Below are 13,469 nucleotides of genomic sequence, written 5' to 3'. Positions count from 1 at the left end.
TTGGTTGGTTTATTCTGAGTTTATACTATGGTCTAAATACTTATAAATATAGTCTATTTTTTGGTGGCTTAGGTTTGGAAATTGCATGCACTCCACATTTTTAAATAGGTTTTCTCTTTTTCGCTCCTCGTTATATAAAAATTTTTGAAACGTCTCAAGGGTATAGTTTTTAAAATTATTTTGGAGTAAAGGAGGGTCTACATTGCCGCTTAATCTATGGCACATGGCGCAATTTATATTAAACTGCCTTTTACCTTCTAAAATATCATCGTCTAATTCACTTTTAGTTCCACAAACAAATTCTGTTTTTTGGAGGTTGGCTGTTGGGTTTGGTCTACGATTTATAAAATAAAGAGCAACAAGACCAAAAAATATAACTAAACCAAATATGAATTGAATACCTTTCAAATACTACTATAATAGCTTCACAATATCCTTTGCAAAATAGCTTGCAATAATATCAGCACCAGAACGCTTAAATGCCATAGTGGTCTCCATCATAATTTGATCGTGGTCTAACCAACCTTTTTCAGCAGCCGCTTTAATCATGGCGTATTCTCCAGAAACTTGATATACAGCAATAGGAACATCAACTTCTTCCTTAATGTCTCTAACAATATCTAAGTAAGAGATGCCTGGTTTTACCATTACAATGTCTGCACCCTCATCAATGTCCATTTCGGTTTCTCTAATGGCTTCAAATCTATTGGCGTAATCCATTTGATAGGTCTTTTTATCCTTTGGAATATCAACGATATCAACAGGGGCAGAATCTAAAGCATCTCTAAAAGGGCCGTAAAAAGCCGAAGCATACTTTGCAGAATAACTCATAATCCCTGTGTTTATGAAACCCTCGTCTTCTAACGCCTCTCTTATTGTAAGAATTCGGCCGTCCATCATGTCACTTGGTGCCACAAAATCAGCCCCAGCTTGTGCATGAGATATACTCATTTCTGCAAGAACCTCAGCAGTTTCGTCGTTTATAATTTGACCATTTTCAATAATACCATCATGTCCATAAGCCGAAAAAGGATCTAATGCAACATCGGTCATAACTAACATGTCCGGGCAGGCGTTTTTCACAGTCTTAATAGCGCGTTGCATTAACCCGTTAGGATTTAAAGCTTCAGTGCCTTTATTATCTTTTAAATTGTCTGAAACCTTAACAAAAAGTAAAACCGATTTTAAACCCAGTTTCCAAAGTTCTTTGACCTCGTTTTCAAGTAAATCTAAACTATAACGAAAGTAATTAGGCATGGATGGAATTTCATCTTTAATGCCTTTGCCTTCAACTACAAAAAGTGGTACTAAAAAATCGTTTGGAGTTATTACAGTTTCACGTACCAGAGCACGTATAGCTTCATTGCTTCTTAGTCTTCTATTTCTTCTTAATGGAAACATACTTTTTCTTACTTTTATGAAGTACAAAGTTAATCATTAAAACCCACTTAGATTGCGTAATTACTGTGATTCCTTTGAATTTAAATTTCAATGGAGAAGTTATCAAGATAAATTATTAAAAAGCTTTGATAATCATATATCTGATGATCATTTTCATGTCATTGCACCTCCAGGGTCTGGTAAAACCATTCTAGGTATTGAAATAGTTAGAAGGTTAGGAAAGAAAGCCCTTGTTTTTGCACCAACTTTAGCTATTAGAAACCAATGGAAACAGAGAATTGATACGTTTTTTCTAAAAGATAAAACGTATAACTATTTTTCGTTTGATGTAAAGGAACCCGCCGACATAACCTTTATAACATATCAGTCGTTATTTTCTTTTTACAAATCTTTTGACGACAAAGAAAAATACCATGCTTTTTTTAAGGAGCACCAAATTGAAACATTGGTTTTAGATGAGGCGCATCATTTAAAAAATGAGTGGTGGAATTGCTTAATAAGCCTTAAAAATAGCAGTGAATTTTATGTGGTTGCGTTAACAGCAACACCACCTTATGATAGTAGTAAAACTGAGCTTTCTAAATATTTTGAACTTTGTGGAGAGATTGATGATGAAATTGCTGTACCCAACCTTGTTAAAGAAACAGATTTAAGTCCGCATCAAGACTTTGTGTATTTTTCAAAACCAGAAGATGTTGCAATTAATTTTATAGTTGAATTTAGATCTAAAATTGCCAATTTTAAGGATCAGTTATTGGCTGATGATACCTTTATTTCAATTTTAAAACAACATCGGTTTTATAAAAATCCTGAAATGTATTTTGAAGAGTTGTATAGCAATACTAAGTATTTTTCTTCCATTGTTATTTTTCTAAATGCTTGTGGAATATTAATTGAATCTGAAAAATTAGAAGTCTTAGGATTTAATAAGAATGAAAAAATAACTTTTCCATCCTTAGAATTAGAATGGTTAGAAATTCTTCTTCAAAATATATTAGTTGAAGATAGAGAACAACTATTGGAACATGAAGACTATTTGTTAAATCTAGAGAAGCAGTTAAGAAAACTGAATGTTTTTGAGAAAAAAAGAGTCAATTTTATTGGAAATGAATTGCTCTATAAATCTTTAGCAGGAAGCCCTAGTAAGCTAAAAAGTATAGTTGATGTAGTTAATTATGAGCTTGAGAATTTAAAAGAAAATTTAAGCTGTGTTATATTAACTGACTATATACGAAAAGAGTTTTTAAATATTGAAGATGATAAAGTAACTACAATTAATAAAATCGGAGCAGTACCCATATTCCATTATTTAAGAACATCAATTCCTAATGTTTCTGGTTTGGCGTTGCTTACTGGAAGTATTGTGGTTGTTCATAAGTCTGTAACCAATTTAGTTAAGGAAAACGGTTTTTCATTTACACCGCTTAAAAATTCTAGTGAATTTTTATTGGTTTCGGCTAAAAGTAAATCAACTAAAAGTACAGTTGCCTTAGTAACAGAACTTTTTGAAGAAGGTGTTATAAAGATATTGATTGGCACAAAATCTCTTTTAGGAGAAGGGTGGGATGCACCATCTATTAACACTTTGATTTTAGCATCTTTTGTTGGGTCCTTTGTATCTTCAAATCAGATGAGGGGAAGAGCAATAAGAAAAGATCCTGATAAGCCTAATAAAACAGGAAATATTTGGCACTTAGTGTCTTTAGATACTTCAGACGTCAATGGAGGTAGAGATATTGAAATTTTAAAACGAAGATTTGATGCTTTTGTTGGGGTTTCTAATACTGAAAACACTTATATAGAAACAGGATTTGAACGGTTGTACTTACCTGAACAAATTGGTACTAAGAAGATTGAATCTATTAATTACAATACTTTTAAAAGGGCTAAAGACAGAACTAAAACTAAGGAAGACTGGAATAAAGCAATAATAAAGGGAGGCGAATTAGTAAAACAAACACGATACTTTTACCAAGGAAAAAAGTCATTTAAAAAACAAAGGCAATTATACGTTTTTGATGTAGTTCGGTACTTTGTAGTTGAATTACTTCTTGGTATGCTTATGTTCTATATTGAGTTCTTTTTGCAAAGTATAAATATGCTTTTTAATAAAGGGATTACCTATCTACTGTATGCATTTATAGCAGCCTTTATTTTTAAGTTTGGCAGGAACCTTTACAAAGCTTTAGTACTATACATTAAACATGGATATTTAGATAAGAAGATTAATAAAATGGGGTTGGTTATTTTGGATACAATGTATGAATTAGGCCTTATGACTACTAATGAATTTCTTGTGTATGTTGAATCGGAACGCTTTGATAATGGAGATGTAATGTGTGATCTTAAAGGGGCAACTCTATTTGAAAATGCCTTGTTTTCGAATGCATTAGCCCAACTTTTAGATCCAGTAGAATCGCCTAGATATTTAATTGTAAAGACAAACCCTTTTAGAAAGAATCTGGATATTGAAAACTTTTACCCAATACCAGATATTTTTGGAGATAAAAAGAAACATGCTCTTGTATTTCAACAGTATTGGGAGCATTATTTAGGAAAGAATAGGCTAATTTATACACGAACAAAGGTAGGTAGGAAGCTATTGCTAAAGGCGCGACTGTTTCATGTACATAATGCCTTTAAAAAGACAACTAAAAAAGTGGTTGCCTGGAGATAGTACTAAATGCTTGGTTTTGTGTCTTTAAAAATGAGACATAATTTATTGAGATAAACCTAAGTAGGTCCAGCAATTATTCTCTTTTACAAATTTAGATTTTTCATGGATAACGTCTACTTTTCCTTTTTCATAAAAATAGGCTTTAAAGGTTACTGTGCCTTCGGTGTCATGCAGAGTACCTCGAGTTGTTTCTAGTACTTCTAGTTTTATCCATTCAACAGATTTTGCCCATTTTACTATAGCTTTCTTTTCCTTAACTGGTCTGGTAGTACTATGGTGACTTTTCATTAAATAATCGCCATTTGCAAGTACAAAAGCAGAATATCTGGATCTCATAAGTTGCTCTGCAGTTTTAGCCTCAGCGATATTCTTATGCACTTTTTCACAGCAGTCAGAATATTGTTTTGAACTTCCGCAATAACAGTCTATAGCTTATAAAATTGAATTTATACCCAGTTAACAGGATGTTTTAATACTTGGATTAACTTTTCTTCTTCACTTCCTGTTTCAGGATGATGGTCATAAACCCATTGCACATGAGGTGGTAAACTCATTAAGATACTTTCTATACGTCCGTTGGTTTTTAATCCGAATAACGTGCCTTTATCATGAACTAAATTGAATTCTACGTAACGTCCGCGTCGTATTTCTTGCCAGTTTCTATGGGCATCCGTATATGGCAAATCTTTTCGCTTTTCAATAATAGGTACATAAGCATCTAGGAAGCTGTTACCAATTTCGGTTACAAAATTATACCAGTTTTCCATGGTCATATCTTCAGAAGCTTTGCAGTAATCAAAGAATAGACCACCTACACCTCTTGCTTCATTTCTATGCGCATTATGGAAATATTCATCACATCGTTCCTTGTATTTAGGGTAAAATTCTGGATTGTGCTTGTCACATGCAGTTTTACATGTTTGATGAAAGTGTTTTGCATCTTCTTCAAAAAGATAATATGGTGTAAGGTCTTGTCCGCCACCAAACCATTGGTCTACGATAGAGCCATCTTCATCATACATTTCGAAGTAGCGCCAATTGGCATGTACTGTGGGTACCATTGGACTTTTTGGGTGAATAACTAAACTTAATCCACAGGCAAAAAAATCTACATCGCCCACGTTAAAATAAGTTTGCATAGACTTTGGTAGTTTACCATGAACACCAGAAATATTTACACCGCCCTTTTCAAATACATTTCCCTCTTGGATAACTCTAGTGCGGCCACCACCACCTTCTGGCCGTTTCCATATGTCTTCTTGAAATGTTGCTTTACCATCAATAGTTTCTAACTTAGATGTAATACTATCTTGTAAATCTTGTATGTATTGATAAAATTTGTCTTTCATTGAAACTTTCATATTTGTGCTTTACAAAGTCATTAAGGTCTTATGGTATAGACGTATTTGTTGTGTGTGTTTCTTGTCCTGCAAGGTTTTCAAAACCTTGTAGGTCTTTTTCGTGAGCAAATTTAAAGTTTTCAATATTTTCAAATAGACTCACAACATAATTTTTTTCAGGTGAAGAAGAGGTTAAGTAAGAATTAAAGGATGTAAACTTATAGTTCCTAAAATCATTAATCACTTTATGGTTTTGAGGATTTTTATGAACATAAAGGATTAGGTTTTTTAAATATTCTTCATTTAGAATTTTTTTTCTTTTGAAGTGTTTTTCAAATAAGCTACCAGTTCTATTTTGCTGTTTATTGAAAGCTTTGGCATATGCATTAAAAAGATTAGAAAGGGATTGTGTTGCTATGGGTCCTTCTGTGTTAACTTTGGTAATTAGATGAAAATGATTATTCATTAAACAATAAGCAATAACTTCTATTTTTTCTTTAAGGTGTTTGTCTATTAATTTTAAAAAATAGTCCATATTATCATCAGACATAAAAATATTAGAACTGTTTATTCCTCTATTGTAGATGTGGTAATAATGGTCTTTTTCTAATTTTTCTAACATGGCCTTTTGTTTAATACCTACAAGGTTTTGAAAACTTTGCAGGATGAAAATTTGTCTTTCATTTAATTCTCTTTATAAAGCTCATATAGTTCCATATCCAAAGGGGTTTCGTTTGGAGGTGTATAACCTTTTTCTAAGGTCTTTACCCAACTAAAATTACATTTTTTTGCCACAGTTACACTTGGTAAATTGTCCTTGTAAACTATAATTTGAAGTGTTTTTAGTCCTAATTCATTAAAAGCGTAATCTGATAAAAAAGTAACCGATGAGGTCATGATACCCTTGCCTTCAAAGTCATAACTAATAGCATAAGCAAACTCTCCTTGCTTTGTTGTCCAGTCTAATTCTTTTATGTAGACTAAGCCAATGACTCTTTTTGAATCTTTTGGTTTTAGAGTAAATAAAAATTCCTCTTTATTATGGTATTCTTTCTCTTTTTTTGATGCAAAAATATGAGATAATTCTGGTGTTAAATTTTGTTTTAATGTTAGCGGGAAGAAACGTTGTAACCTGTCTTCATTGGCTACGGCAAAATCGCATATGCTCCAGGCATCTTTTTGGCTTACAGGGTTAATTTCAAAAAGGTCCGTACTAAACAACATGTTGCAGTTTATTATTTACATTTAAAGCTTTAATTGTTGTTACAGAAGCTGCAGTTACAGATAGCGGTAGCACCAAAACAAATCCAATAATAGGGATTAATAAAATTAGTAAAAATATGATGCCGTTTCCTATAGCCAATCCCCTATTTTTTCTAACAAATTGTAAACTATCTTTATATTGAAAATGACGTTCTAAAGTATAATCCATATTACCAAATCCGGCATAATAAGCTTGCATTAAGAAGAGTATTACCGTTGAAAATATATTAATAATAGGAATGAATTTTAATAGTAAAATAGGAAGGGTTAATAGTAATTCCATTCCTAGGTTTCTAAGGTTAATTCTAATACCTCTAGCTAGCTGTTGCGAAAATGTTGTGTTTCTGTGGTAGTGTGTCTCCTTACCTGTTAAGTAGGCTTCTATTTTTTCCGAAACAGGACTCATAAATGGGGCGGACAAGGCCATTATGATATGTTTAAAAAGGATTAAACCAATAACTAGTACAATTAAACCACCTATAAAAGAACTAATAGCGCTAAAGGTTTCATGACCCCAATCCCAAATCCAGATTCTTGAAATAAAACCACCAATATTGTCCGAAAGACCATAAGCAGAACCAAAAATAACTATAGCTGTTACAAAGCTTATTAGCATTGGAATAGCAAAGAATTTCCAAAGTTTAAGCTTGGAAATTAAACCAAAAGCACCAAAATATGCTTTAATACCAGAAGAAATGTTTTTAATCATTTTGAAGGTTTAAATATTCAGATTTAAGCATTCCAAAGTATACAAGGTCTTCGTATTTATTGTTATAACCCAAATATTCTTCACGTAATATACCCTCTTGCTTAAATTTTAGTTTAAGTGCTACTTTTTGACTTCCAATATTTTCTGGAGAAATTCTTAGAAGCACTTTATTCATTTGTAAACTTTCAAAACAAAATGTTACAACCTGTTTAGTTAAGCCAGTAACAATTCCTTTGCCAGTAGCTTGTTGCGAAATAAAATAGCCTAACTCACACTTTTTTACTTCATTGTTGACATTTTGGATGTTAACTAAACCAACTAAGTTATTGGTTTCAACATACTTAATGAAAAACGAATAGGTATTCCCTTTGTTTTCTTCTGAAATCCATTCATCAAAGAGTTCTTTGGCGCCTTCTTTGGTGGCACATCTTCTCACGGTACCCGCAAACCCTTTTTCTATATACGATTCGTTTAGTTTTATTAAGTTGAAGAAATCTTCAAAAGTAATAGTGTTAATTCGAACAAGTATATAGTCTTCTGTATTCAAGTTTTAGCTTTTATATTCTTTTACGGCATCAATAAATGCCTTAGCATTATCTAATGGAATATTTGGTAAAATACCATGCCCTAAATTAACAATGTATTTGTCCTTTCCAAAATCATTAATCATTTGGGTTACCATCTTTTTAATTTCTGAAGGTGGCGATAATAATCTTGATGGATCAAAGTTACCTTGAAGCGTAATATTTCCACCTGTTAAGTAACGCGCATTTTGAGCAGAACAGGTCCAGTCTACTCCTAAAGCGGATGCATTACTTTTTGCCATGTCTCCAAGCGCAAACCAACATCCTTTACCAAAAGCAATCACAGGAGCGTCATCTTTTAAGGCTTCAATAATTTGGTTAATGTATTGCCAAGAAAATTCTTGATAATCTGTTGGTGATAACATACCTCCCCAAGAATCGAAAACCTGCACGGCATTTACACCTGCTTTTACTTTTTCCTTAAGGTAGGCAATTGTAGTGTCTGTTATTTTTTGAAGCATTTGATGAGCTGCAACTGGGTTTGTGAAACAAAACTCTTTAGCCTTGTCAAATGTCTTACTGCCTTGACCTTGTACGCAGTAGCAAAGAATGGTCCAAGGTGAACCAGCAAAACCAATTAAAGGAATGTCATCATTCAGTAATTCTTTAGTTGCTTTTATAGCTTGGTATACATAGTCTAATTCAATAGTTACGTCTGGAACGATTACATTGTCAACATCTTTTTGAGTGCGAACAGGATTTGGTAAATAAGGACCAAAATTAGGTTTCATTTGCACCTCAATATTCATGGCTTGAGGAATTACCAAAATATCACTAAATAAAATAGCAGCATCCATGCCATATCTACGAATAGGTTGCACAGTAATTTCACTAGCTAATTCTGGTGTTCTACAACGTGTAAAAAAGTCGTATTTCTCACGGATAGCCATGAATTCTGGTAAATAACGCCCTGCTTGGCGCATCATCCAAACAGGTGGTCTATCTACTGTTTCACCTTTTAATGCTCTTAAAAATAAATCGTTCTTTATCATAATTTTTCTCCTTTAACTATAAAAGATGTCTTTATAGATTGCGCTTTTAAATTGTTAAAACTTAGACGTTTTGTATTATTTAAATACCCATTAAATCCGGCTTCGTTTTCAAACGATATAAAATGGATTTCATATGGTTTTTCTTCTTCAGCATTTATGTAATCTGCATCGCTCGGCTTAATTCTGTAAATGAGTTTCCCATTATAAATTTCTAATAACGGAAGCACTTCAGATTCATATTGATTATACAAATCCTCTTTGTCATCATTTATAAAAAGAAAAGCCGTAATGTAAATCATTAGTTATACATAATGATCGTTTACCAATTCTATAACACTTTCCACAGTTGGTACTTTGGCAATCTTAACCTCTTTAAAATGTTTTTTCGCTTCTTTAGCGGTAGTTTCACCTATACAAAAAGCAATAACATCTTTATCATTTTTCTGTTTGTAACTCTGTACTGTTGATGGACTATAGAACATCACACTATCTACCGAGTCATCTAATTCAATAGCATCGTATTTTGTTTGGTAAGCTTCAACTTCATTAACTTTTATATGATTGCTTTCAAGAATATTAGGTAAATCATCTAATCTCAAATTACTACAGAAATAAGTAACCTCGGTACCTTCTATATACTCAACCAAATACTCGGCTAAAGCTTTCGCGTTTTTTTCTGAATGGGTAACCTTTCCAATTTTGTTCTCCACTAAACGTTTGGTTCGTCTACCAACACAGTAAATGTTTTTAAACTGTAATTCTTCTGGTGAAAAATTCATTAACAAGGCGTCAACGGCATTTTTACTAGTAATAATTACATTATCTATAGTGTCTTTTACTACATGTTTATGAATTCTATTTGGATTGGTTTTAATGAAATCCGAACTTTTTGGTGTTACTTTTTCATTAAATAGTAAACGTTGTTCTTCGCTTAAAGACTTTGTTGAATATACATTGGTCTTTTTACCTTCATTTTTAATATCATCCATTAAACGTTTTCCACCACGTTCAATGATATAATTTGAGGCGTAAGCAGCTATGTCTTGATGTTTTCCAAGTTTTTCGGTTCTCGTAACTTCAATTTTCTTGCTACCATCTTTACTTAATAGAACACCTTTAAAAGACACCTCACCATCCTTAATTCTAGCTAAAGCGCCTATTGGTGCCGTACAGCCTCCTTCTAATTTATTTAAAAATTCACGCTCTATGGTGGTGCAAATTTCCGTCTCCTCATGATTTAAATAAGAACAAGCCTCTATAACATCAAGGTTGTCCTGATGAGCAGCAATCATAATGGCACCTTGCGCTGGTGCAGGAATCATCCAACTTAGATTAATAGATTCCTCTGGTCTAATGCCAATTCTGCCAATACCAGCTGCGGCAAAAATAGCGCCGTTCCAATCGTTGTTCTTTAATTTTTCTAGTCTAGAGTTTACATTGCCACGTAAGTCTGTAATAGTGTGTGTTGGGTATCTATTTAACCACTGTGCGCGTCTGCGTAAACTACCTGTGGCAATCACCGCTTCTTTAGATCCTAAAAACTCTTCATTGTTTTTGAAAACCAAGGTATCATTCACATTACCGCGTTTTAAAACAGCAACTTGTCTAATGCTTTTAGGTAAAATTGTAGGAACATCTTTTAGAGAATGTACAGCAATATCAATATCGTGATTTAGCAAAGCAATATCTAAAGTTTTTGTAAAAATACCGGTGATTCCAAGCTCGTAAAGAGGCTTGTCTAAAACAATATCTCCAGTAGATTTTACAGGAACTAGTTCAGATTTATATCCTAAATTTTCAAGTAGTTGTTGTACAGTTTTAGCTTGCCATAGCGCCAATTCACTATCGCGAGTACCAATTTTTATGATTTTAGACATTGTGGGATTGTTCTAACTGAAACACCTTTTTAATAAGTTCTAAACTGTCGTCTGTAGAACTATTGCCATCTCTAAGGTGGTGTGCAAAATGATTCGTTATTTTTTGAATGATGTTGTTGCTAATTAATGTGGCCTGCTCTTCGTTAAAATCTGACAACTTTTTGCGTTGCGTATCCATTTCAGCAGTAGCAAAATCAGCAAGTTTATGTTTTAAAGCCTTAATGGTAGGCGCAAACTTTCTTGTTTCTAACCAAGCACCAAATTCGGTGTTTATCTCAGAGATGATGTTTTCAGCTTGCGGAATATACGCCTTACGTTTTTCTAGAGTTTCATCCGTCATTTGCGATAAATAATCCAGATGAACCAACGTAACATTATCTAGTTCCTTAACGTTTTCATCTACATTTTTAGGAATAGACAAATCAAGAATTAGTAAAGGTTTTTTAGACTGAATAATATGTTTATCAATTGTAGGTCTATGTGCTCCAGTAGCTACAATTAAAATATCGGTATTTGTAAGTTCTTCTTGAAGATTGGCATAGTCTTTAACTAATAAATTAAACTTACCCGCAATTCTTTCGGCTTTGTCTTTAGTTCTGTTAATTAAAGTAATATGCTCGTTCTTGGTATGTTTTACTAAGTTTTCACAAGTGTTTCTACCAATTTTACCCGTTCCAAATAGTAAAATGTTTTTATTAGAAACATCTTCAATATTTTTTAGAATATATTGAACCGAAGCAAAAGAAACGGAAGTAGCACCAGAGGATAATTCAGTTTCTGTTTTAATACGCTTACTTGCTTGTATTACAGCATTTATTAGGCGCTCTAAAAAAGGATTTAGTAAACTGTGCTTTTTAGAAAGTACAGCACTAGATTTTATTTGACTAATAATTTCAAAATCACCTAAAATCTGACTATCTAAACCAGAACCTACTCGGAACATATGATTGATAGCCTCTTTGTTTTTATAAACGTAAGCTACTTTTTGAAACTCATCTACAGTACCTTGTGTATTATCACAAAGTAATTTTATAAGTTGAAAAGGATGTTCTGCAAAACCGTAAATCTCAGTTCTGTTGCACGTAGAAGTTACAACTAAACTTTCAATATGATTGTTTTTAGCTTGTTCAAGCAAACATAATCTCGCATCATCACTTAGACTAAAGTGACCTCGTATTACGGCATCGGCTTTTTTGTAACTAAGACCAATGGCGTAAAAATTTTTGCTTCTTGAAATGTTATAGTTTTGCATATTACCTGACTGTGCGGAGCAAAAATAGAATCATAGCTTAAAAAAAAATAACGCTCAAAGAACTTTTAATAACGATATCGGTTTTTTGGCGTAATTTTATATTAAAATATGATAAATGTCATATTTTTGTAGTGAAAACGGCAGTTTTCATGACACTAATGTAGAACGATTCTAAATAATATTTGAATTATGAATACCGATACACCTAAAAAAAATGTCGCTGTAGGTACTTTTGATGAAACTAAAGTTGACGAAAATGTTTTGGTCCTAACTTTTAAGAATGATGAAAGTGTCGCTCAAAGTGCTGTAAAAGAGATAAATAACTCTTTTATTCAATTTCATTTCTGTGTAAAGGGTAGTGCAAAGTTTATGTTTAATCAAGGACGCTATGCTTTAGATATTCACGAAGAGAATTCACTTTTACTTTATAACCCTCAAAGGGAGTTACCCATAAATCTTCAAATTGAACCAAATTCTTGGATGGTATCTATACTTATTTCTATTCAAAAGTTTCATGGATTGTTTTCTCAAGAGGCCGACTATATTTCATTTTTAAATGAAGAGAATAAGGACAAGAAATATTATAAGGATGGCGCTATTTCTCCATCTATGGCTATTGTTTTGAATCAGCTAATTAACTATAATTTAAATAGTTCTATTAAGAACATTTATTTTAAAGGAAAGGCTTACGAGTTGTTGAGCTTATACTTTAATAGAAGTGAAGATGCCGATATAGAACAATGTCCGTTTTTAGTAGATGAAGCCAACGTTATAAAAATAAGAAAGGCCAAGGATATTGTTGTGTCTAGAATGGCAGAACCTCCAAGCTTACAAGAATTGGCAGATGAAATCGGTTTAAATATTAAAAAATTAAAAGAAGGTTTTAAACAAATTTATGGCGACTCCGTGTTTAGCTTTTTGTTTGATTACAAAATGGAAGTAGCCAGAAAGTTACTAGAGTCTGGCGAAAACAATGTTAATGAGGTTGGCCTTAAAGTAGGGTATAGCACCTCAAGCCATTTTATAGCAGCATTTAAAAAGAAATACGGCACTACACCGAAAAAATACATTATGTCTTTAAATTAATGATTACAATATGTAATCATATATGTTTTGTTTGGGGTATTTTTTGTAGTTTTGAATAGTATTAGTAAAAATATATCATTTAAAACCCCAAATAATGAAATTTTTATCACCTGAAATCGAAGCTTTATACAAGCGTTACAACGGCACTACAAATGACAAGTCTTTGGTAAGACAAAGTAAATCTTGTGGTATTTTTCAAGATTGTTATGATGATACAAGAAAACCGTATTCATATAACAAACAAAACTAAAATACATCATTTAAATCTCCACTTCCAGAGATATTATT

At 32.6% G+C, this 13,469-nt stretch carries 15 protein-coding genes; 3 read left to right on the top strand and 12 right to left on the bottom strand.

The window, feature by feature from the left end; translation table 11 throughout:
• Nucleotides 1-9: 9 nt before the first annotated feature.
• Both FUA24_RS11985 and hemB read right to left on the bottom strand, forming a co-directional pair.
• Entirely contained in the window at nucleotides 10-408 is a 399-nt protein-coding gene (locus tag FUA24_RS11985; RefSeq protein WP_148542590.1) for a c-type cytochrome, read from the bottom strand.
• Nucleotides 409-414: 6 nt separating this feature from the next.
• Complete coding sequence (hemB, locus tag FUA24_RS11980; protein WP_148542587.1) at nucleotides 415-1,401, bottom strand: porphobilinogen synthase; 987 nt, start codon at nucleotides 1,399-1,401, stop codon at nucleotides 415-417.
• A 52-nt stretch (nucleotides 1,402-1,453) separates the two neighbouring features.
• Between hemB and FUA24_RS11975 the strand changes: the two genes are divergently transcribed.
• A complete protein-coding gene (locus tag FUA24_RS11975; RefSeq protein WP_148542585.1) occupies nucleotides 1,454-4,078 on the top strand; it encodes a DEAD/DEAH box helicase family protein in 2,625 nt (874 codons plus the stop codon).
• 42 nt (nucleotides 4,079-4,120) lie between these two features.
• Here the strand turns inward: FUA24_RS11975 and FUA24_RS11970 are convergent, their stop codons facing one another.
• The 10 genes from FUA24_RS11970 to hemA all read right to left on the bottom strand — a co-directional run bounded on the left by FUA24_RS11970 (nucleotide 4,121) and on the right by hemA (nucleotide 12,095).
• Nucleotides 4,121-4,456, bottom strand: coding sequence for a YchJ family protein (locus FUA24_RS11970; protein WP_246147033.1), 336 nt, complete (start codon nucleotides 4,454-4,456; stop codon nucleotides 4,121-4,123).
• A gap of 68 nt (nucleotides 4,457-4,524) precedes the next feature.
• Nucleotides 4,525-5,427 (bottom strand): oxygen-dependent coproporphyrinogen oxidase, encoded by a 903-nt coding sequence (gene hemF, locus FUA24_RS11965; protein ID WP_148544266.1) that lies wholly within the window; start codon nucleotides 5,425-5,427, stop codon nucleotides 4,525-4,527.
• Nucleotides 5,428-5,467: 40 nt separating this feature from the next.
• Nucleotides 5,468-6,040, bottom strand: coding sequence for a transposase (locus FUA24_RS11960; RefSeq protein ID WP_148542581.1), 573 nt, complete (start codon nucleotides 6,038-6,040; stop codon nucleotides 5,468-5,470).
• 62 nt (nucleotides 6,041-6,102) lie between these two features.
• The gene (locus FUA24_RS11955; protein ID WP_148542578.1) at nucleotides 6,103-6,642 is read right to left on the bottom strand and encodes a GNAT family N-acetyltransferase; all 540 of its coding nucleotides are present in this window, start codon (nucleotides 6,640-6,642) and stop codon (nucleotides 6,103-6,105) included.
• Nucleotides 6,632-7,390 carry an EI24 domain-containing protein gene (locus FUA24_RS11950; protein WP_148542576.1) on the bottom strand — a complete coding sequence of 253 codons (759 nt, stop codon included), beginning with the start codon at nucleotides 7,388-7,390 and terminating at the stop codon, nucleotides 6,632-6,634. The genes FUA24_RS11955 and FUA24_RS11950 overlap by 11 nt, the downstream gene beginning before the upstream one ends.
• Nucleotides 7,383-7,937 carry a GNAT family N-acetyltransferase gene (locus FUA24_RS11945; protein ID WP_148542574.1) on the bottom strand — a complete coding sequence of 185 codons (555 nt, stop codon included), beginning with the start codon at nucleotides 7,935-7,937 and terminating at the stop codon, nucleotides 7,383-7,385. Before FUA24_RS11945 ends, FUA24_RS11950 begins: the two co-directional genes overlap by 8 nt.
• Before the next feature lie 3 nt (nucleotides 7,938-7,940).
• A complete protein-coding gene (hemE, locus tag FUA24_RS11940; RefSeq protein ID WP_148542572.1) occupies nucleotides 7,941-8,966 on the bottom strand; it encodes a uroporphyrinogen decarboxylase in 1,026 nt (341 codons plus the stop codon).
• Nucleotides 8,963-9,265: a DUF1330 domain-containing protein gene (locus FUA24_RS11935; protein ID WP_148542570.1), complete on the bottom strand. Its 303-nt coding sequence runs from the start codon at nucleotides 9,263-9,265 to the stop codon at nucleotides 8,963-8,965. The genes hemE and FUA24_RS11935 overlap by 4 nt, the downstream gene beginning before the upstream one ends.
• Nucleotides 9,266-9,268: 3 nt before the next feature.
• A complete protein-coding gene (gene hemC / locus FUA24_RS11930) occupies nucleotides 9,269-10,843 on the bottom strand; it encodes a hydroxymethylbilane synthase (RefSeq protein ID WP_148542567.1) in 1,575 nt (524 codons plus the stop codon).
• Nucleotides 10,836-12,095, bottom strand: coding sequence for a glutamyl-tRNA reductase (gene hemA / locus FUA24_RS11925; protein WP_148542565.1), 1,260 nt, complete (start codon nucleotides 12,093-12,095; stop codon nucleotides 10,836-10,838). The genes hemC and hemA overlap by 8 nt, the downstream gene beginning before the upstream one ends.
• Nucleotides 12,096-12,284: 189 nt before the next feature.
• Between hemA and FUA24_RS11920 the strand changes: the two genes are divergently transcribed.
• Entirely contained in the window at nucleotides 12,285-13,181 is an 897-nt protein-coding gene (locus tag FUA24_RS11920) for an AraC family transcriptional regulator (RefSeq protein ID WP_148542563.1), read from the top strand.
• Nucleotides 13,182-13,275: 94 nt separating this feature from the next.
• Entirely contained in the window at nucleotides 13,276-13,431 is a 156-nt protein-coding gene (locus FUA24_RS25205) for a hypothetical protein (protein ID WP_187388267.1), read from the top strand.
• The last annotated feature ends 38 nt before the right edge of the window (nucleotides 13,432-13,469 follow it).

Source organism: Seonamhaeicola marinus (assembly GCF_008085455.1).
The sequence above is the reverse complement of the archived record's forward strand: the minus strand, read 5'-3'. Positions and strand labels throughout refer to the sequence as shown.

Bases quoted from the DNA above. Each gene is read 5' to 3' on its own strand.
- hemB (WP_148542587.1), bottom strand. From the start codon at position 1,401: ATGTTTCCATTAAGAAGAAATAGAAGACTAAGAAGCAATGAAGCTATA.
- hemF (WP_148544266.1), bottom strand. From the start codon at position 5,427: ATGAAAGACAAATTTTATCAATACATACAAGATTTACAAGATAGTATT.
- FUA24_RS11960 (WP_148542581.1), bottom strand. From the start codon at position 6,040: ATGTTAGAAAAATTAGAAAAAGACCATTATTACCACATCTACAATAGA.
- FUA24_RS11955 (WP_148542578.1), bottom strand. From the start codon at position 6,642: ATGTTGTTTAGTACGGACCTTTTTGAAATTAACCCTGTAAGCCAAAAA.
- FUA24_RS11950 (WP_148542576.1), bottom strand. From the start codon at position 7,390: ATGATTAAAAACATTTCTTCTGGTATTAAAGCATATTTTGGTGCTTTT.
- hemE (WP_148542572.1), bottom strand. From the start codon at position 8,966: ATGATAAAGAACGATTTATTTTTAAGAGCATTAAAAGGTGAAACAGTA.
- FUA24_RS11935 (WP_148542570.1), bottom strand. From the start codon at position 9,265: ATGATTTACATTACGGCTTTTCTTTTTATAAATGATGACAAAGAGGAT.
- hemC (WP_148542567.1), bottom strand. From the start codon at position 10,843: ATGTCTAAAATCATAAAAATTGGTACTCGCGATAGTGAATTGGCGCTA.
- hemA (WP_148542565.1), bottom strand. From the start codon at position 12,095: ATGCAAAACTATAACATTTCAAGAAGCAAAAATTTTTACGCCATTGGT.
- FUA24_RS11920 (WP_148542563.1), top strand. From the start codon at position 12,285: ATGAATACCGATACACCTAAAAAAAATGTCGCTGTAGGTACTTTTGAT.
- FUA24_RS25205 (WP_187388267.1), top strand. From the start codon at position 13,276: ATGAAATTTTTATCACCTGAAATCGAAGCTTTATACAAGCGTTACAAC.